This window comes from Pseudoalteromonas sp. PAB 2.2, assembly GCF_001938575.1.
Taxonomy (GTDB): domain Bacteria; phylum Pseudomonadota; class Gammaproteobacteria; order Enterobacterales; family Alteromonadaceae; genus Pseudoalteromonas; species Pseudoalteromonas lipolytica.
In genome coordinates this window covers 1-19,637 of record NZ_LYPI01000010.1, presented here as the reverse complement: position 1 = coordinate 19,637, position 19,637 = coordinate 1, and the positions used below count along the sequence as shown (strand labels likewise).

The window sequence follows — 19,637 nt, the reverse complement described above, 5'->3', positions numbered from 1 at the left end:
TAGGGAGATTTGCGATTAAAGTAAAGCGGGAAGAAATGGCAGGGGCGGAGAGATTCGAACTCCCAACCGTCGGTTTTGGAGACCGCTGTTCTACCAATTGGAACTACGCCCCTGCAATGACGATGAATTATATAGAGCTTTTTATAAAGGTAAAGTAAAAAAACACAGTTTGTGGTTCAACTGCTTTCAAAATAAACAAAACGGCGAATTAGCAAGCTAATCCGCCGTTTTTTATACGGTAGTTACAGAAATAAAAGGATTATTCCCACTCGATAGTTGCAGGTGGCTTACCTGAAATATCGTAAACAACGCGTGAGATACCATCAATTTCATTAATGATACGGTTAGACACCACCCCCAAGAACTCATAAGGTAAGTGTGACCAACGTGCTGTCATAAAGTCGATTGTTTCTACACAACGCAGTGATACAACCCAATCATACTTACGCGCATCACCCATTACACCGACTGATTTAACAGGTAGGAATACCGTAAACGCTTGGCTTACTTTGTGGTAAAGCTCAGCTTTGTGTAGCTCTTCGATAAAGATAGCGTCTGCACGGCGAAGTAAATCACAGTATTCTTTCTTGATTTCGCCCAGTACACGTACACCTAAACCTGGCCCTGGGAATGGGTGACGGTAAAGCATGTCGTACGGTAAACCTAACTCAAGACCGATTTTACGTACTTCGTCTTTGAATAGCTCACGTAAAGGCTCAACAAGACCCATTTCCATGTCGTCTGGTAAACCACCTACGTTGTGGTGAGACTTGATTACGTGTGCTTTACCTGTTGCTGATGCAGCAGATTCGATCACGTCTGGGTAGATAGTACCTTGACCTAACCAACGTGCATTCTTCAGTTTCTTCGCTTCTGAATCAAATACTTTGATAAATGTATGACCAATTGCTTTACGCTTGTCTTCTGGGTCTGATTTACCGGCAAGATCTGCAAGGAATTGATCTTCAGCATCTACTTTGATGATGTTTAGGCCAAACTTGTTACCAAACATATCCATGACTTGTTGGCCTTCGTTTAAACGAAGTAAACCGTTATCAACAAATACACAAGTCAGCTTGTCGCCAATCGCACGGTGAATAAGCATCGCAACAACCGATGAATCAACACCACCTGAAAGACCTAAGATAACTTCATCGTCACCGACTGTTTCTTTAATTCGCTCAATCGCATCGTCGATGATTTTTGCAGGTGTCCAAAGCTTTTCACAGCCACAGATATCAATCGCAAAACGCTCAAGAAGACGAAGACCTTGGTGAGTATGTGTCACTTCTGGGTGGAATTGTACGCCGTAAAAACGCTTTTCTTCCCATGACATAGCAGCATGTGGACACGTTGATGTTTTAGCAGTCGTTTTGAAAGTATCAGGTACTTCCATTACTTTATCGCCGTGGCTCATCCATACATCAAGTACGCCTGCGCCGCCATCTGTAATGTGATCTTCAATAGCATCGAATAACGCACAGTTGCCTACTTTTTCAACTTGCGCATAACCAAACTCTTTCTTATCTGAGCTGTGTACACTTCCGCCAAGTTGCATTGCCATTGTTTGCATGCCGTAACAAATACCAAGTACAGGCACGCCTGCATTAAATACATACTCTGGAGCACGTGGGCTGTTATCAAGCGTTGTTGACTCAGGGCCACCCGACAAGATAATACCTTGTGGGTTAAACTCGCGGATTTGCTCTTCTGTTACATCCCAAGCCCACAGCTCACAGTAAACACCAATTTCACGTATACGACGTGCGATTAATTGCGTGTATTGCGAACCAAAATCTAAAATGAGAATTCGTGAATCGTGAATGTCTTTGCTCATGGAGTATCTCGTTAGTCAGGAACTGCTCTCCCACAGGGGAGATGAAAAATAAATAAGGGCTAGCATATGCTAGCCCATGTAATTTCAATACGTTACGGTTATTAACCTAAACGGTAGTTTGGCGCTTCTTTGGTGATTTGCACATCGTGAACATGTGATTCACCCATACCAGCCGACGTTACACGGACAAACTGAGGTTTAGTATTTAACTCTTCAATTGTCGCACAGCCAGTTAAGCCCATTGCACTGCGAAGACCACCCACTTGTTGGTGAATGATTGTCGCAATAGGTCCTTTATAAGCAACACGGCCTTCGATACCTTCAGGAACAAGCTTGTCTGCTTCGTTCGATTTCTGGAAGTAACGGTCTGATGAACCTTCTTTTTGGTTCATCGCACCAAGGCTACCCATACCACGGTATGACTTGTAGTAACGGCCTTGATATAGCTCAACTTCACCTGGTGCTTCTTCTGTACCCGCGAGCATTGAACCCACCATGACACATGATGCACCCGCAACCAGTGCTTTTACGATATCGCCAGAGAAACGAATACCACCGTCAGCAATAACAGGAATGTCACGGCCTTTTAAGCCTTCAACTGCATCTGAAATAGCGGTGATTTGTGGTACACCACATCCTGTAACGATACGTGTAGTACAGATAGAGCCTGGGCCAATGCCCACTTTAACGGCATCAACACCTGCATCAGCAAGGGCAATTGCACCTTCAGCTGTCGCAACGTTACCCGCTACGATTTGTAAATCTGGGTATGTTTGACGAGTTTGTGCAACACGGTCGATAACACCTTGTGAGTGACCATGTGAAGTATCGATAAGTAATACGTCAACACCCGCTTCAACAAGGGCAGCGATACGCTCATCAGTACCTGGGCCAACACCTACAGCAGCGCCTACACGTAAACGACCTTGTTCGTCTTTACATGCGTGAGGTTTGTCTTGTGCTTTTTGATAATCTTTTACAGTGATCATGCCTTTCAGTTTAAATGCATCATCAACTACAAGAATTTTTTCGATACGGTGCTCGTGCATGAGACCTAAAATTTCATCGCGGTCTGCACCTTCTTTTACAGTCACTAACGATTCTTTTTTCGTCATCACTGTAGAAACAGGCTGCTCAAGTTTAGTTTCAAAACGCATATCACGGCTTGTAACAATACCTACAAGGTTATTGTCAGCGTCGGTTACAGGGAAACCTGAAAAACCTTTTTCTTCTGAAAGCGCGATAGCATCAGCAATTGTTAGATCCGCAGTCACAGTAACAGGGAAAGAAACAATACCTGCCTCGTACGTTTTTACTTTACGTACGTTTTTAGCTTGCTCTTCGATTATCATGTTTTTGTGGATAAAACCTAAACCGCCTTCTTGCGCTAGCGCAATCGCCAAGCGAGCTTCTGTTACAGTATCCATAGATGCTGAAACTAGCGGCAAGTTAAGTTTGATACCACGCGTTAAGCGAGTTGAAATATTTGCCGTGTGTGGCAAAACAGTAGAATGACCTGGTACTAAAAGTACGTCGTCAAAGGTAAGAGCTTCTTTAGCAATTCTAAGCATTTTGGCAACTTCTCACATGTGGATCTGAGTATAAGGAATTGCGGCCAAATTTTATCAGCGTTATGCGCATGAGTAAATAAAATTCCGCATTTATTTATGATAAAGTAGACGCAGTTTATTTTATTGGGGTTTTAAATGGCTTTAACGCACTCAACACAGCCTATTTATACGGTCTCGCGCCTAAATAAGGAAATTCGCCATGTTTTAGAGCAAGGCTTTTCATCACTTGTGTTAACGGGCGAGATTTCTAATTTTATTGCCCCGGCTTCAGGCCATTGGTATTTCACTTTAAAAGACGACAGAGCTCAAGTGAAAGCGGCTATGTGGCGAGGCAATAACCGTGGACAGACTTTTCGCCCAACAAATGGCGCGCAAGTCACAGTGCGTGCTCGGGTTTCATTGTACGAACCGCGCGGTGATTATCAACTCATTGTTGAGCATATGGCACCGGCTGGTGAAGGGTTACTAAAACAAGAATTCGATGCACTGAAAATGCGCCTTGCCGCTGAAGGCCTTTTTAGTTCTGCACATAAAAAGCCCCTCCCCACTACGATAAACCGCGTTGGTGTCATTACCTCTGCGACTGGGGCTGCCATCCGCGATATTTTAACCGTTTTAAAGCGTCGCGCACCGCAGCTTGAAGTTGTGATTTACCCTGCCATGGTGCAAGGGGCTGATGCCCACAGCCAACTTATTGAAAAAATTAATATTGCTAACCAGCGACATGAAGTTGATGTATTAATACTCGGTCGTGGCGGTGGCTCATTAGAAGATCTATGGTGCTTTAACAATGAACAACTCGCCCGCGCTATATTTGCCAGTGAATTACCTATTGTCAGCGCAGTTGGGCATGAGGTCGACACCACAATCAGTGATTATGTAGCCGATATACGTGCCGCTACACCTTCTGCCGCTGCCGAGCTTGTTAGCCCTAACACGCAGGAGCTACACAATAAAGTCAGTCAGTTAGTGAAGCATTTACACCATGCATTTAAACATACACTGTCTGTTAAACGCAGCACTGCAACACAGTTTGAACATCGTTTGCAGCTGTGTCATCCGCGTAACCAGTTAAACCAGCAAACTCAAAAATTAGATGAGTTAACCCTCGCATTGCACAGCGCTATTAACGGTAAAATTCAGCATTATGAGCGCGTTCTTGCAAACTTAACACCGCGTTTAATGCAGCGTTCACCTGAAAAGCAGCTGGCCAGAAGCGAACATCAATTAGTGCAATTACATGGCCGTTTAACGCAAGCTATGCAACAACAGCTCTCAATCTCTCGTAACACCCTTTCACTGCAAGCAAGCCGTTTAGACTCGGTGAGTCCGCTAAGCGTGCTAGCACGTGGCTACAGCATCACTAAAAATGAGCACGGTCACGTTGTGAAGTCAGTGGCTGATATCAAATCAGGGGAATTATTGATAACTGAACTAGCGGACGGCCAATTAAAATCAAACGTGATCTAGCTGTGCGTTATTTACTGTTCAGTACTAACAATGATGCTCAGAGTATCGTCGCTTGATGTGGAAGAAGAGTATTTAAACTGCTTCCACCAGCCTTGCTCCATCAACTTATCGCTGATATTTCGCCAATAATGTGCAGGAAGTGAATCAACCCCTTCAGGCTGTTGCAATTTAAATTCACAGACGGAGGTTTTACAGTTGGCAACAGTCATATCTGGCTGTACAGGTAAATCGGCCATGATAAGAAAGTCTGCCATGGCCGTTTCTGTTTGATACGCCCATGCTTCATCACGCGCCTGCTCTTCTAATAAACTGTACAATGCCTCGGTACGCGAATTAATCTGTTGCGGTGAGACAACCGCCGCTTTGTAACTGGCTATAATTGTTTGTTGATTTGCCACTTGCTGCTGTAACTCTTCAATTTGTTGCACAAGCTCAGTTGCCGTAGCGGATTCTATAGGCGCCTTGTTGAGTGGCTCATTTTGAGCGCTCATGGTTTCAGGTTTTTTAATGCTCACAGATGAAGTTTCATGCGGTTCATAACCAGCAACACTCGGCGCTGCTGGCTCAATGTCAGACGTTGTTGTAGCAGAAAAAGATTGATAGAACGACATCGCAGCAGCGCCACATAAAAAAGACGCTGCAACGACTAACCCTAAAGATAATTTAGACACTTCCGTTGCCCTTTAAATAATAATGTAATTGAAATTACAACATAGCACTCGTATGCGATTCATTGCTAGGGGTGGCTGCACTATCATCTAAAAAGTTTTGATTCATGCTTTCTGCGGGGCATGGGCAGTTTGGTTTACCGACTACTTTAGCTGGCACCCCAACCACCGTTGTATGGGCAGGAACAGGACTCAATACCACAGAGTTTGCGCCAATACGCGCACCCTCACCGACTTCTATATTACCAAGTACTTTTGCACCCGCGCCAATTAGAACGCCTGCGCGAATTTTAGGATGGCGATCGCCTTGCTCATTACCCGTACCGCCTAATGTCACAGACTGTAGAATCGATACGTTATCTTCGATAACCGCGGTTTCACCAATTACAATCCCAGTTGCATGGTCAAACATAATACCATGACCGACTTTACAAGCAGGATGGATATCAACGCCAAATACTTCTGAGGTTCTACTTTGAATAAAGCGAGCAAGCTCTTTTCTGTTTTGCAGCCATAAACAATGTGCGAGTCGGTGTGCTTGTATTGCATGGAAGCCCTTTAAGTTAAGTATCACAGTTAAATAACTATCGGCTGCGGGGTCACGATCTTTAACAGCTTTTATGTCATGGGCCACATGCGTTAGCATTAAGTCACATTTTACAAAGGCTTGGTCAAATAATTCACGAATAGTAAATGCTGACACGACGGCATCTGCCAGCTTATTAGCAACAATAAAACTCAGCGCCGACCCCAAACACTCATGATTTAACACACACGAGTAAACATGACTTGCTAATAATGGTTCGCGAGTAACGACTTCGTTTGCTTCTTCGCGAAGCTGTTGCCAAATTTCATGACGCATATTTTTGCCTTTCTGGTTGTACCTAACTGCTATGCCTTAAGTTTAACGGATTTGTAGCAAGATGTACTAACCCGTTGTTTATTTGTTCTGGTTATATCTAATAACCAGAGTGTCATCGCTACTTTTTTGTTATCTAACGGTTATTTTAGTGCAAGCCAATACGACAGTGACCGATACAACATCAATCGAACCACTTAAAATAATTCGCTTATATTTCAATAACAAAACCAATATGACATCTTGGCTGTCATATGCCAAAATAGGGACTGGCGTATCGCTGACGGCGTAAAAAACAAAAATAATCATTAAATTTACATCATCAACTTAACAAGGAAACGATGATGAAAAACGACGTACTAAACTCACATAAACTAGGTTATAAACTTTACTTTCAAGATGGTGATAACCAAATCGCATGCTTTGGTCACATCATGAGCGGCAAAGAAGAAATATATGTAAACGATGAATTGGTTAGTGAGAAGCGCAGCTTCGGCTTTAAAAGTCGTCACGACTTTAACTACCAAGATAATGCGTATGCAGTCGAATTTAAGATGCAAAATATGCTAACAGGCAAGCTTGAATGTTCGTTTTTTAAAGCTGGCAAATTGGTAAAGCAAAGCACGCAAACCGCACTGACTGATAACCCAAAACAAGTTGCTATGGTTACCTTAGGTTGCTTTATTGGGGGGGCTATTTTTGGTTTTGCCTTTATCACACTTATCGAGCCGTTTATTGGGAAGTAAGTGATGCAATTAAACCCTAATACAATTAAAACATTAAGGCTTAAGTTCGACTGGACACAACAGCAGTTGGCCGACGCCTGTGATGTAAGCCTACGAACCATTCAACGCGTTGAAAAAGAAGGTGCGGCATCAAAAGAAACCACCATGAGCCTATGTGCGGTATTTGAAGTACGCCAAGGTGAGCTTATCAAACTAGACGATGAACCAGCCGTTGAAAGCGAAGCAAAAGCAGTATCGAAGCAAAACTTGGCCGCAATTGTTGCAGCTTCATCGTGTGTTAGTTTTGCACTGGGTATGGCAACAGTATTTGTTATTTTTTAGGAGTGAATGATGAAAAAAGAACAGCGTGGTCACGTAGTGCTCATCGCCTTTGTTGCAGCAACTTTGTTGTTAGCTATCGGCGTGGAAGTTGGCGCATTGTTATAACAAATAGATTAACTGTCAGAGTTGAGCCTTGGTGTGATTCCGGCAGAAAACTAAATAGCAAAACCTTAAAACCGACTCAACAGCCTCTCTATTACGTAAAACAGGTTACTTAAAAATATGAGTAACCTGTTTCACTGTTGTTTGAAGTATCGACTTATTCCCTGTTGTAACACCTTCACAATGCAGTAAAATGAACTGCGCAATAAATTAAGTGCTTCGGATTATTTTTTACATCAACAACAGTGAAAACTCAGCATTTATTGCTAATCTTAATTGAGTAGTCATGGTCAGGAACCAATGTGGTTGAATCAAAAGAATTTTTGAAATTAATACTTGATACCATCTCAGAACATATCGTTGTTATCAATGAGCTGGGCGATATCATATTTGTTAATCGCAGTTGGCAAACGTTTGGCGATGAGAATAATTGTGACTGTGATATTCAATGGCAGAAACAAAATTACTTAGCTATCTGCAAGTCAGCCGCAATACAAGGCGATGATTTTGGAATAAAAGCCTTAGCAGGTCTCAATAAAGTCATCAATCATCAAGAACCCGAATTTTACTTAGAGTACCCTTGTCATAGCGACATCGAAAAACGCTGGTTTATGATGCGTGCTGTGCCACTGGAGTATAATGCGCAGCGTTTCGTGGTGATTAGTCATTTAAACATCACTGAACGAAAACTTGCTGAACAGCAAGTTCAAGAGTTAGCGCATATTGATGGTCTGACACAAATTGCTAATCGACGTCATTTTGATGACTTTTATGAGCAAGAGTGGAGCCGCTGCATGCGACTCAAACTTCCCATATCGCTGGCGATGATTGATTTAGATAACTTCAAACTTCTCAATGATAACTTTGGCCATGTCGTTGGTGACACCTGCCTAAAAGAAGTCGCAAAAATACTGCCCGACTACGCGCGTAGACCTGGCGATTTATGTGCAAGATACGGTGGCGAAGAATTTATATTAGTGATGGGAAATACTCACTGTTTACAGGCTCAAATGCTATTAACGCGTTTTATGGCCGAGCTTACAGCATTAAAGCTCCCCGAACTGGCTGGCCACCCTTTAACAGTCAGTATTGGTTTGGCAACACTTGTGCCAAACCTCGCTGATAATGCCATGCAATTGATCGAAATGGCCGATAATGCACTTTATCAAGCGAAGGATACTGGCCGCAACAAACTTGTTGTTGCTGATCACTACCCGCAAACAAATAAAGAAGAGTGCCCCTAAAGGAGCACTCTATTGTGTGTTATTGAAACACCTTTTCTACATCAACGACTGATATATTTTTCGCTGGAATAGCGAGCTTATAATCAGCAATCACGTTGTCTTCCGCGACAAGTTCTGCTGGTTTTTCTGCGTTATAAACCATAGGCGATGTTTGCTCTGACGCTAAGCGCTTTTGCATGTCTTTACCGTCACCTGTAATAAACACGTAGTGAATATTGTCAGTTTGCAGATTCTCGCGAATAACACGGTTCACATCCTCAAGTGTTAGCTTTTCAAGCTTGCCACGTACATAGTCAACAAAGCTCTCTGTATTATAAAACTCACTATCTAGCGCGTAGCCTAGTTGGCGGTCTTGGCTTGCCACCATTTGTGGCACAAAGTTAATTAAGAAGTTGCGCGTTGCTTCAAAATCGTCTTTGCTGATGCCGTTTTTAATAAGCTTATCTAACTCGAATAACGCGGTACGGGTTGCAAAGTGCGCATCGTTATTAGAGCGCAATGGACGCAGCCATACTTGGAAAATTTGCTCAGAGCGGCCTAAGTTCGCATCAGGCTTAGTTTGGAACATACCACGTGGGAAGTATTCAATGTACGCATAGTCACCATAGTTCATACCACGGGTTTGACGAATACGCTGATACAAGAAGCTATTCGAACTTCTGTGCTCGCCAAAGTATGAACGCACTAGCCATAATGCAGTCCAATCTTCACTACTACGAATCGTCTCTATTGGGAAACCAAACGACACGGCTGTTGATTGCGCCGACTTTTCAACAATGGTGGCATGGTGACCACTCAGTGCTGGCGCATCGGGAATTACTAAACGGCTTTCTTTGCCTTGTGGCAGCGATGTTAAATCTTTTAGCATCGCAGATTTTACATCGCTTGGAATCGCACCAATTAAACCTACGGTTAGTTTTGATTGTGTGAATTGCTTGTCGTAAAACGCTTTTACATCATCAAGCGTCAATGCTTCCAGATCAGATAAGTCACCATAGTTATAGCTTTCGTATGGGTGGCCTTTATACAGTTGATGATAAAGCACTTCTTTACCGAGCTCTTCATCGTTTGATGCTTTAAGCCCCGCTTTAATGCTATCGATAAGCTCTTTTTTCAGGCGTTTGAAGTCATCTTCTCTAAAACCTGGGTTGAGTAATTGTTCACTCACAAGCGCATACCACTGTGCCGCATTGTCTTTGTGTACACGACCGCGCAACGAAATCATCTCTTTATCGATTTGATACCCAAAGCTACCCGCGAGTGGGTATAACGCTTTTTGAATGTCTTTATAGCTCATCGTTTCTGAGCCACCTTTCGCAAGCATGGCTGCCGTTAATGCGGCGACGCCTTTTTTACCTGCTGGATCGGCCGCGGCACCGGTATTAAATAACCAGTTAACATCAACCAATGGTGAACTGTTGGTTTTATCGAGCACTTTAAAATGACGCTCTGTTGGCGCTTGTTCTGTACTTGCAACGGCTGCGTTTAGGTCAACTTCTTGCTCAAATCCTGCCACGTTATCTAAAGCCGACATCGTCACTGTAGTTCGGCTTGAATCAACAAAGTATTTATTCGCTATCGCTTTAATGTCTTCTGGGGTGATGCTATCGGCAGTCGCATAGAGCTGATTGATTACCTCTGGATCACGCTCAAAATGCATGTAGCTTGCAAGTGTCGAGGCGATTGATTGCGATGAATCAAGCCCATTGATAAAGCTGTATTTTAAATTTGATTTTAAGTCTGCCAGTTTTTGGGCATCAACAAGCTCAGTGCGTGCTTGTACATATGTGCGGTTAATGGCATCACGTGCTTTTGCAAGATCGGCTTCGTTTTCTACTTTTACAAAGACATGCAATAACCCCGGATCTTTTGTATCAGGATTATAAGTGAACATTTGACTTGCGATTTGCTTATCAACCACCAATTCTTGATAAAGCGCTGAGTTATTTGAGAAATAAAGCTGTGAGATTAAATCAAGTGCGGCGCGATCTTTTTGCGTTGGATCCCACGCAGTGCCTTTATACGATACAAGCAACCAATGGCCTGGTAAACCGTCATTTTGCTCATGTATATATTTTGGCGCTTGTTGCTTTGGCTCTACTGGAATATCTGCTTGGTAATCACCTTTTTTCCAGTTACCCCAATGTTTTTTCACCATTGCCATGGTTTCTTGAGGGTCGACATCACCAACAATGACCAACGATACATATTCTGGTTTATAAAATTTTGCGAAAAACTCTTTCCCGTAAGCCATTTGATCTGGCATGGCTTCAATGTCTTCAAAAAAGCCCATCGTGGTGTGTTTATAAGTATGTTTCTCAAATGCTTCGTTACGCACTGCTGAAAGCAATTTACGAATTGGACTGGCATTATTTTTTAAGTACTCACCTTTCACTGTTAAGGCTTCTGTACGGAACTGTTCTTCGCTGTACGTGAGGTTTTGAAAGATATCAGCTTCAATTTCAAGCACTTTATCAAGGTGCTCTTTTGAGAAGTTTAAATGATAGTTGGTGTAATCATTAGTAGTATACGCGCGGTTATCAACACCCGAGTTTTTTAAAATATCTGAATACACGTCTTGTGGGAATTTTTCTGAGCCTTTAAACATCATGTGCTCAAAAAAGTGAGCAAAGCCCGTTTTGCCTTCTTCTACTTCGTTACGAGAACCTACCGACACGGGAATTTGTAATGAAACAACATCGGGGTAATCCGTTTTTACCACCATGACACGAAGACCATTTTCTAGTTCTTCTAAAACGTAATCTTGGCTAAATACACGGTTATCTTCTTGGCTGACAACCTGTTCTATTTCGACTTCTTTAACCATATTTGATTGTGAATTCGTCGCACACCCGCTAAGAGCAAGCGTTACAGCAACACTGGTCGCTAATAATCTAAATTTCATAATGATCCTTTAATTTTACTTGTTAGTTATTTTTCTCATAATCAGTTGTGTTTGATTATGCATGAAAGTACTGGAAAATATGAGGGTCAAGGGCACAATTAATGTAAACAGGTGTGTCAATTTAAGATAACACCCCACCACCAACTTGAATTAAATTCATGCTCATTGAAAAACTTTCAACAGAAAAATCTATCTAGACGTCTAAATGGCTGCTATATTATTTCCCATAGACGCAGGCACGAGCTGGAATGAGGATTATGGCTTTATCACTACAAGAGAAAATTGAAGACACCAATCAGGGTGTATACCTGATTGGTACCACACCGCCTAAATCAGGCACTGATAAAGCCATGCTTGAAACCATTGCACAAAAATTATTGGGTCGCCTTCATGAAATTGAATACGATGGTGTCATTATCTACGACATTCAAGATGAAAGCAGCCGTACAGAAAAGCCGCGTCCGTTTCCATTTAAAGAAACCGTAGACCCACGTGAGTACAGCCATTTGTTGCGTAGCCTGTCTCATTTAGATGTTATTACCTACAAAAGTGTTGCCCAGCGCAGTGAAGCTGAATTTACCGATTGGCTACACGAAACACGTAATGAGTTTGATTTAAAAAATCTAGTCTTGGTAGGCAGCCCATCTTCGCATGGTGATATCAAACTAAGTTTACCTGATGCTTATAACACCCTTGCTAAGCAAGACAATGATGTGTTTCTTGGCGGTGTGACTATTGCTGAACGCCATGCAAGCAAACGTAACGAGCATGACCGTCTATTAGAAAAAACAGAGCAAGGTTGTAAGTTTTTTATTTCACAAGCCGTCTACAACGCACAAGCAACCATTGATTTAATCACTAGCTATGCACGTAGCTGCAAAGCGTTAGGCATCGCACCTAAGCGTATAATTTTAACGTTTACACCCTGTGGTGGTGAGAAAACGTTAGATTTTATGGAGTGGCTGGGTATCTCTGTACCGGAGGCAACAAAATGGCGCATGCTTGATTCTGCAAATCCATTGAGTGAGTCAGTACGCATTTGCCGTGAAAATCTTGACCTCATATTACAAAGCTGCGCACATTTAGCGGTGCCACTTGGTTTAAATATTGAGAGCTTAACAAACCGTAAAGAAGAAATTGATGCGTCAATTAATCTTTACCGCTTACTTAAAGCAACCATGGAATTAAACCTAGCCGAAAAACAAATCGCTTAAATAATGTGCGCGTTTATACCAATACGTTTAATTAACAGCGATTTTAAAACAAGAAAACGTGGTCGCTAGCAAAGAAAATGCGGGTAAGCATAACAGTTCATTAAACGCTTTTGTTCACCAAGCTAATGTACACACGACTTATGCTATTAGCGTGTTGATTAGTGCTAATTTAGGCTCCCTTAAATTAGCACTGATACAGCTTAATCTATCGGCGCCTAGGATTTTTTTGCCCTAATATACGTTTTTTGTCACGAGAGCGTCGTGCCTTATTCGTGTTTTTTCGGACTTGTTTTGGCTCTTTTGTTAAATCAGGCTCGTAACCTGGCAGCCATTGTGGTGTTAAGCGTGTATCTAATAAAACATCAATTTCATCCAGTAACCATTGCTCATCAATACTCACCAATGACATGGCCAACCCTGTTTCACCCGCTCGTCCTGTCCGCCCTATACGGTGAACATAGTCCTCTGCAACATAGGGTAGTTCGTAGTTAATCACATACTTTAATGAGGCGATATCAAGGCCACGCGCCGCAACATCTGTAGCGACAAGTACTCGAGTGACACCCGTCTTAAAATTTTGCAGCGCTTTGTCTCGCGCCCCCTGGCTTTTATCGCCGTGAATAGACTCCGTTTTTAAGCCGTCCTTACACATTTCTTTTGCCAGACTATCGGCCGTTTGTTTAGTGCGGGTGAATATAAGTACTTGTTGCCAATTTTTCATGCCGATCATATGTGAAACGAGTTCGCGTTTACGATCCTCATCAACCGCATACACAATCTGCTCAACTTCAACAGCAGCCGAATTGCGTTTATCAACCTCAACTAACTTAGGATCATTCAACAACTGTTTACTTAGCTCAAAAATGCTGTCATCAAATGTGGCTGAAAAGAGTAAGGTTTGGCGCTGTTTTGGAACATGACGAAGAATACGCTTTATTTCATCAATGAACCCCATATCAAGCATGCGATCTGCTTCATCAAAAACAAGGGCACTAATGGCAGATAATTTAATGCTCCCTTTAATCACATGATCAAGTAATCGTCCTGGTGTAGCCACCACAACTTGCGCACCTTTAATGGCTTTAATTTGTGGGCCAATACTGGCGCCGCCATAAGCAAGCGCGGCTTTAATAGGTGTATTAGCTGCATAACGCTCAACACTGGCAAATACTTGTTGTGCAAGCTCTCGCGTTGGTGTCAGGATTAAAACTTTTACAGCCTCGGGCAGCGGCTCTTCACGCAATAAGTTATTAAGCAGTGGTAAAACAAAGGCAGCTGTTTTGCCCGTGCCTGTTTGTGCACTTCCCATAACATCAACCCCGGCTAAAATAAGCGGGATAGTTTGGCTTTGAATAGCCGTTGGGGTGTGATAATTCTCTGCTTGCAATGCTGAAAGGAGTTCAGGTGCAAGGTTTAACTCTGAAAAGCTGGTTACTGACATGATAGGATGCACAATTACTGTAAAACGTCTATTGTACGCGCAACACTAAAAACAAAAAAGGCGCTAAAGCGCCTTTTCTTACAAGGGTTGCCGTTATGCAGGTTTAAGTGTTTCTTTGCGTTGATTATAAAACGCAATCAGATCATCCACGGTTGCTTGGCAGTATTCACGAATGCCTGACACCACCATGTGCTTTTCGCCTGACCCGACTTTTTCACCCTTTTCTAATAAATCGAAACGTAAGGTGATTTTTCCTCGCTTACCTGTATAAGTGAAATCAGGCTCCGCGAATTGCAGCGCTGGTGACGTAATATCAAGTCGGTCTAAATTAATGAGCATTGACTCATAGATAACCATAGGTCGTGCTGGATTGATCATTACATCTTGCTTACCCATTAATGGAATGATCACATGCGGGAAAGTGGTACCAGAAAACTCAACGTAGTTTTTAATTAAGCTATTGATCAAATCTGGACATTGACTGACCGCCCCCTCACGTTTCACTTTAAGCATTACTTTATCGCCATCAGTGATATCAAATTCATCGGCGCCTTCTGGAAAAGAGAGCTTTGATGTCTCATCAACCATACCAGCAAAAGTGAATTCCATCTTTTCGCTGATCCCGTAACGGCTGAGTACAAGCGAAAAAAGTAAATCGCCAGGTACACAAAACTTTTTGGCATCTTTGTCGTGTAACGGATTAAAGTCATCTGCCACGGACTTAGCAAAACGACAACCTTGCTCACGAGTAATAGAGACGTAATCAGCATGTTGCTGATAAAATGGACTTAACATAATTGTTCACTGCTTAAACTGCTTATAACCTGCCTATACTACCAGAAAAATTTATAGGAGAGGTCGAATCTGTTAAATATAAGTCACACGCTCAGCGAGAGTTTAGCTACAATTACTAAAATGTTGGTTTTTATATCTAAAATGAACTTTGTATCAATTTGTACGCAACAGTTAACAAATGAACAACAATAGTGAACACTAAAGCAGCGCCAGAGCGTAATGAAAAGTTATTAATTTTAACTAAATATAAATTCAGATTCTATTTTAAAACAAGGCGCTAACTTAGAAGTCGCGACAAAAACACAAATAGGTCTGAAAGCGCTGGCAGTTCTTAGTGCTATTTGTGGCGGGAACGGTAAATAAGGTATGATGAACACGTTTTTTATCGTGTAATTGCCACTCATAGGCTGCATAATCATAATTATAATAAGCGGCATAAAAATGAGCTCTCATATTGAGATAGGTACGTTACACCAACGTTCAATGGTTAATATTACTTTGAAAAAAAGACTTTTAGAAAACAGGGGCTTGGTTAAATGATAAACCGATTAAGCTGGTCATTACTGTTTTTATGTTTGTGCTTTTCAGCAAGTTTGCTGGCCGATGAAAGTACAGACCAGCCTTTTTTTAAAGTATCACCCATTGTGTGTGTAACAGATACAAAACAAAAAGTATGTGAATTTAATATTCAAGTTCACTTTAGGTTAGCCCCATTTAAAGAACTTTGCTTAGAGGTAACACAACGCCCACAGTACACACAGTGCTATACACAAAACGGCTTAATTATTGAAAAATTTATAATAAAAACCGAGCACCCGCTGACTGTTAAACTAATAAATCCGATAAACAATGAAGTTGTTCAGCAACAATTACTTTCAATAGCAAACTATGAAGCTAAAGATTATCGTATTAAACGGCGTTTTGGCTGGAGTTTATAATGCACCATATTTTTTTGATTGAAGATGATGTAAAGCTAGCTAGCTTAATTCAAACGTATTTATTGAAGCATGGCTACACAATTGATGTTTTTAATACAGCAAAGGCATATCGCCAAAGCGAAATTACCTTTATTCCATCACTTATTATCTGCGACATAATGCTCCCAGATGGTAATGGTTTTGAACTAATTTCGCAGCTGAAAGAAAAGTTCAGCTGTCCGGTGATCTTTTTAACCGCCTTAGATTCAGTGCAATCACAAATTAAAGGGTTAGATTTGGGCGCCTATGACTATCTTTTAAAACCAATCAAGCCTGAATTACTACTGGCCAAAATTAAAACCATTATTACCCACTCTGTTGGCCAAGATAACTTTTCTAAGCAAAACGATATTTTGCGCATCGATAATAAAAAAAGAGATATCTTTTTCCATAACACAGCGCTTAACCTGAACGACAGTGAATTTGAAATTATTGCCTACCTTGCCAAAAACTCACCGCAACCCGTTTCACGTGAAGTCTTGTTCAAACATATTATCGGTCGTGAGTACGACGGTCTTGACCGTGCTATCGATTTAAAAATCAGTCGACTCAGGAAAAAACTAAAAGAAACCATTAAAGATCATAAAGAATCTTTAGATATCAAGTCTGTGCGAGGTAAAGGATACAGCTTGGATATTTCAGAAATATGAAGCAGCAGTTTTTTAAACTTTATTTAATCATCACCGTAAGTTTAATTGCCTTAGTGCTTGCATTTGGCCAACTCTATAATCAGTTTTTCTTAGAGCAAACCCCTAGTATTCAACTCAGTGTGGATGAATTAGCACTCATCGCTCAACATAAAGACACGCGTATTAACGCATTTAATCAAAATGAGTTAATTTTACCTGACTCTTTACAGGCATCATTCGACAGAGATGGCATTATCAGTGTCAATGAAAACGGCCAACAATTTGTTTATTTGAAGAGCGATAATGGTGCAATACAAAGAGTCGGCCCTATTACGCTTATTTCACAAAGTAAAAATGACTGGCTCGCTTTTTTTGCATTTTACATTTTGCTTGCAGCCATGATCTTAGCCTTTATTCGCCCTGTATTTCGTGATTTAGGGTTATTGCAACGTGCCGCATACCGTTTCAGTAAAAAGCCGCAACGCATAGAGCTGGATATCAAACCAAACTCCTCCATTGCGCCTTTAGCAAATACCTTTACTCATATGTCTGATCGCATCACACAGTTTGTACAACTTCATAATGATTTATCACGCATTATTTCCCATGAGATTCGTACCCCACTCTCGCGAATGCGCTTTGCACTGTCGATTTCTGAATGTGAAACAGAAGAAAGTATTCAAATAGAACGCGATATCGATGAAATTGAATTACGCCTTGAACAATATTTGTCATTTGCACGATTAGAGCATCAACAAAGTGTCTTTAATCAAGAGAAAACCAACCTGACAAGGTTGATTGAGACTGAGATCCACAAATTTGAACTCTACAAAGAGCTTAAGTTTAGCGTTAAATTAGACGTAATAAATGCCTATTGCGAAGCAAGTTTTATGGCCATTGCCGTTCAAAACTTGCTGATTAATGCCACTAAGTACGCAAAACACACCATTTTAATACACAGCGCGGAAGAAAGTGATTTTTATACCATTAGTGTGACTGATGACGGGTCCGGACTGCCTATAAATGCTGACGCACTCATAGAGCCTTTTAAACAAGGTGAAGGGGATAAACTCGCAAGCGGCTATGGGTTAGGGCTCTACATTGTGCATCGCATTGCCAGCTGGCATGGTGGGGTCATATCACTTGCAAACAACACAGACACCGGTGGGGCTGAAATTGCAATACGCTGGCCTAAAAGTGGTAAGTAATTCCAGCAAAACCCGAAAAGTAACCATTTTTTTCGATCATGTGTGAACGTGCCAAATGGCTATCAAGCCACGTGTGTTTAAGCTTAAAGTCGATACTAAAACTGTCACTCAGTGGGTATACGTAACTCACTTTTAAGTGATAATTAACCGCACTCTCTAAATCATATTTAGGTAAGCGAACCACACTTTCTGATGGTAAAACGGTGTAGTAATAATCGATTAATTCTTCATTCTTATAGGTCGCGCCGGCCTCTATACCCGCGATACCCGAAAACAATTTAAATTCACGAGAGCCAGTCAAAAGTAATTCATAACCGTCATGTACATGCGTTACATCGTGAAAATATGCAGCACTTAACCACACAGAGTCGTACACGTTTACCGCTGAGGCTACCCCTGCCATATACGATAAATCGCGTTCAATGGGGGTCAGGTTTATTGGTGAAGCTGAGGGTCTTGTTGGTCTATCAGTGCCTGTTCTAATGACACCCGTGGCATACAGTTTATCGATACCATCCAACTCAAAAAAGAAACCATCATCGTTAAAGCGGCCGAGTAAATCGACATAGTAATCTGGGGTTTCGATTAAGCTGTAACCAAGCGAAAAGTCGTCGAAGTACCAATCATCACCATAATAAGCCACGCTTGGTAAAACAGGAGACGTGACGTTATCCGCACCAAGAACAGGGTTCTCTATACCACCGTATCCTAGTGTAATACTGGCATGAATTGTCGACTTTTTTATCAACTGTGGTTGTTTTACATCTCCCTGCGCATAAGCGATAGACGTCGTTAAACAACACAGTAAGCCAAGCAATTTTTTCATCAACTTAATTCACCTTAATAGCATTATTAATGATTATAATGATGCCTAAACACGATTAATAACCCACAGGTTTCCACCCTTCTGGGTGCGATCATAGCGTTTGCACACATTTTTGTATAATTTTTTCACTCAACAAGTATGTTAATGCGGGGCTAATCCCTCACTTACTTCAAACTAACACACTGAAAAAAATATGAAATACTCTGTACATTTTGCTACAGAGGATTTTCAATCGCTTTATTACTTTTAGCTATAAGGTAAAAACCCATCTTTCTAAGATGACTTATTTTCCCTTATAAAAGAGTAACATAAACACTCACCTTCCCTATCCCCCCTTTTTGCAATCTGGCTTTTGCCCCCATTTTTAATTAACTGCAAACGTTAATAAAACAGCCTGACTAAAAAGCGAAGTAAACACGACATGTAGGCCACATCCTTTTAAGTCGAGCAGAGTACACAAACGAAAAAAGGGCCCGAAGGCCCTTTGTCACATAACACACTTAGGGAGTGATTAGCTGCGCTTCGCTTTACGGCGTCTTAAGCCTGCAAAACCTGCCATTAGAAGTGTTAGCCACGCAAGTGAGCCGCTTGAATCCTCATCGTCATCTGAGTCATCAACCTCGGGAGCTTCTGTTACTGATAACTGTAAGCTTTGTTCAACCGTTGTTGTACCATCACTTACTGTCACAGTATAAACATAGTCACCCGCAACGAGACCTGACACTTTCGTGCTCGCACTGTTTGCTGACTCTATCGTACCTGGACCCGTCCACTCATACGTTAACTCATCACCATCAAGGTCTGATGCCGTTGCGCTAAGTGTT

18 protein-coding genes and 1 tRNA gene are annotated in these 19,637 nt (G+C 41.7%); 8 read left to right on the top strand and 11 right to left on the bottom strand.

The genetic code is table 11. The features are described 5' to 3' along the window. Positions 1-36: 36 nt before the first annotated feature. From BWD47_RS08570 to guaB, 3 genes are all read right to left on the bottom strand, one after another. Positions 37-113 (bottom strand) — tRNA-Trp (locus tag BWD47_RS08570). A gap of 146 nt (positions 114-259) precedes the next feature. Further along, a complete protein-coding gene (guaA, locus tag BWD47_RS08565) occupies positions 260-1,837 on the bottom strand; it encodes a glutamine-hydrolyzing GMP synthase (protein ID WP_065978447.1) in 1,578 nt (525 codons plus the stop codon). Positions 1,838-1,938: 101 nt separating this feature from the next. Next, positions 1,939-3,408, bottom strand: a complete 1,470-nt coding sequence (gene guaB, locus BWD47_RS08560) for an IMP dehydrogenase (protein WP_075593818.1) — start codon at positions 3,406-3,408, stop codon at positions 1,939-1,941. 135 nt (positions 3,409-3,543) lie between these two features. Here guaB and xseA point away from each other — a divergent pair, with 135 nt between their 5' ends. Then, on the top strand, positions 3,544-4,878 hold the full coding sequence (gene xseA, locus BWD47_RS08555) for an exodeoxyribonuclease VII large subunit (protein ID WP_036970617.1): 1,335 nt from the start codon (positions 3,544-3,546) through the stop codon (positions 4,876-4,878). A gap of 11 nt (positions 4,879-4,889) precedes the next feature. Here xseA and BWD47_RS08550 read toward each other — a convergent pair whose 3' ends face one another. The 3 genes from BWD47_RS08550 to BWD47_RS20120 all read right to left on the bottom strand — a co-directional run bounded on the left by BWD47_RS08550 (position 4,890) and on the right by BWD47_RS20120 (position 6,714). Then, positions 4,890-5,549, bottom strand: a complete 660-nt coding sequence (locus BWD47_RS08550) for a hypothetical protein (RefSeq protein ID WP_074989758.1) — start codon at positions 5,547-5,549, stop codon at positions 4,890-4,892. 34 nt (positions 5,550-5,583) lie between these two features. Continuing rightward, positions 5,584-6,408: a serine O-acetyltransferase gene (gene cysE / locus BWD47_RS08545; protein ID WP_036970620.1), complete on the bottom strand. Its 825-nt coding sequence runs from the start codon at positions 6,406-6,408 to the stop codon at positions 5,584-5,586. Positions 6,409-6,537: 129 nt separating this feature from the next. Next, on the bottom strand, positions 6,538-6,714 hold the full coding sequence (locus tag BWD47_RS20120) for a hypothetical protein (protein WP_162898024.1): 177 nt from the start codon (positions 6,712-6,714) through the stop codon (positions 6,538-6,540). 32 nt (positions 6,715-6,746) lie between these two features. On the opposite strand from BWD47_RS20120, the gene BWD47_RS08540 reads away from it, so the two are divergent. The 3 genes from BWD47_RS08540 to BWD47_RS08530 all read left to right on the top strand — a co-directional run bounded on the left by BWD47_RS08540 (position 6,747) and on the right by BWD47_RS08530 (position 8,818). Then, positions 6,747-7,151: a hypothetical protein gene (locus tag BWD47_RS08540; protein WP_065978449.1), complete on the top strand. Its 405-nt coding sequence runs from the start codon at positions 6,747-6,749 to the stop codon at positions 7,149-7,151. A 3-nt stretch (positions 7,152-7,154) separates the two neighbouring features. Then, a complete protein-coding gene (locus tag BWD47_RS08535) occupies positions 7,155-7,472 on the top strand; it encodes a helix-turn-helix transcriptional regulator (RefSeq protein ID WP_074989757.1) in 318 nt (105 codons plus the stop codon). 404 nt (positions 7,473-7,876) lie between these two features. Next, a complete protein-coding gene (locus BWD47_RS08530) occupies positions 7,877-8,818 on the top strand; it encodes a sensor domain-containing diguanylate cyclase (RefSeq protein WP_065978450.1) in 942 nt (313 codons plus the stop codon). Positions 8,819-8,837: 19 nt separating this feature from the next. Here the strand turns inward: BWD47_RS08530 and BWD47_RS08525 are convergent, their stop codons facing one another. Next, complete coding sequence (locus BWD47_RS08525) at positions 8,838-11,723, bottom strand: pitrilysin family protein (protein WP_075593817.1); 2,886 nt, start codon at positions 11,721-11,723, stop codon at positions 8,838-8,840. Positions 11,724-11,980: 257 nt separating this feature from the next. On the opposite strand from BWD47_RS08525, the gene BWD47_RS08520 reads away from it, so the two are divergent. After that, positions 11,981-12,937, top strand: a complete 957-nt coding sequence (locus BWD47_RS08520; RefSeq protein ID WP_036970627.1) for a methylenetetrahydrofolate reductase — start codon at positions 11,981-11,983, stop codon at positions 12,935-12,937. A gap of 205 nt (positions 12,938-13,142) precedes the next feature. On the opposite strand, the gene BWD47_RS08515 is transcribed toward BWD47_RS08520, so the two are convergent. Then, positions 13,143-14,378: a DEAD/DEAH box helicase gene (locus BWD47_RS08515; protein ID WP_075593816.1), complete on the bottom strand. Its 1,236-nt coding sequence runs from the start codon at positions 14,376-14,378 to the stop codon at positions 13,143-13,145. Positions 14,379-14,471: 93 nt separating this feature from the next. Then, positions 14,472-15,173, bottom strand: coding sequence for a DUF3581 domain-containing protein (locus BWD47_RS08510; RefSeq protein ID WP_036970634.1), 702 nt, complete (start codon positions 15,171-15,173; stop codon positions 14,472-14,474). Positions 15,174-15,709: 536 nt separating this feature from the next. Here BWD47_RS08510 and BWD47_RS08505 point away from each other — a divergent pair. Genes BWD47_RS08505 through BWD47_RS08495 form a run of 3 tightly spaced genes read left to right on the top strand, consistent with a single transcriptional unit; the run spans position 15,710 to position 17,987 of the window. Next, the gene (locus tag BWD47_RS08505) at positions 15,710-16,111 is read left to right on the top strand and encodes a DUF3019 domain-containing protein (protein ID WP_075593815.1); all 402 of its coding nucleotides are present in this window, start codon (positions 15,710-15,712) and stop codon (positions 16,109-16,111) included. Further along, on the top strand, positions 16,111-16,800 hold the full coding sequence (locus BWD47_RS08500; protein ID WP_036970639.1) for a response regulator transcription factor: 690 nt from the start codon (positions 16,111-16,113) through the stop codon (positions 16,798-16,800). The genes BWD47_RS08505 and BWD47_RS08500 overlap by 1 nt, the downstream gene beginning before the upstream one ends. Further along, positions 16,797-17,987, top strand: a complete 1,191-nt coding sequence (locus BWD47_RS08495) for an ATP-binding protein (RefSeq protein WP_075593814.1) — start codon at positions 16,797-16,799, stop codon at positions 17,985-17,987. Before BWD47_RS08500 ends, BWD47_RS08495 begins: the two co-directional genes overlap by 4 nt. Here BWD47_RS08495 and BWD47_RS08490 read toward each other — a convergent pair. Both BWD47_RS08490 and BWD47_RS08485 read right to left on the bottom strand, forming a co-directional pair. Then, positions 17,971-18,813 carry a MipA/OmpV family protein gene (locus tag BWD47_RS08490; protein WP_075593813.1) on the bottom strand — a complete coding sequence of 281 codons (843 nt, stop codon included), beginning with the start codon at positions 18,811-18,813 and terminating at the stop codon, positions 17,971-17,973. The genes BWD47_RS08495 and BWD47_RS08490 overlap by 17 nt on opposite strands. Positions 18,814-19,324: 511 nt before the next feature. Beyond that, positions 19,325-19,637 (bottom strand): GlyGly-CTERM sorting domain-containing protein (locus BWD47_RS08485; protein WP_143474483.1); only part of this gene is annotated, 313 nt, incomplete at its 5' end.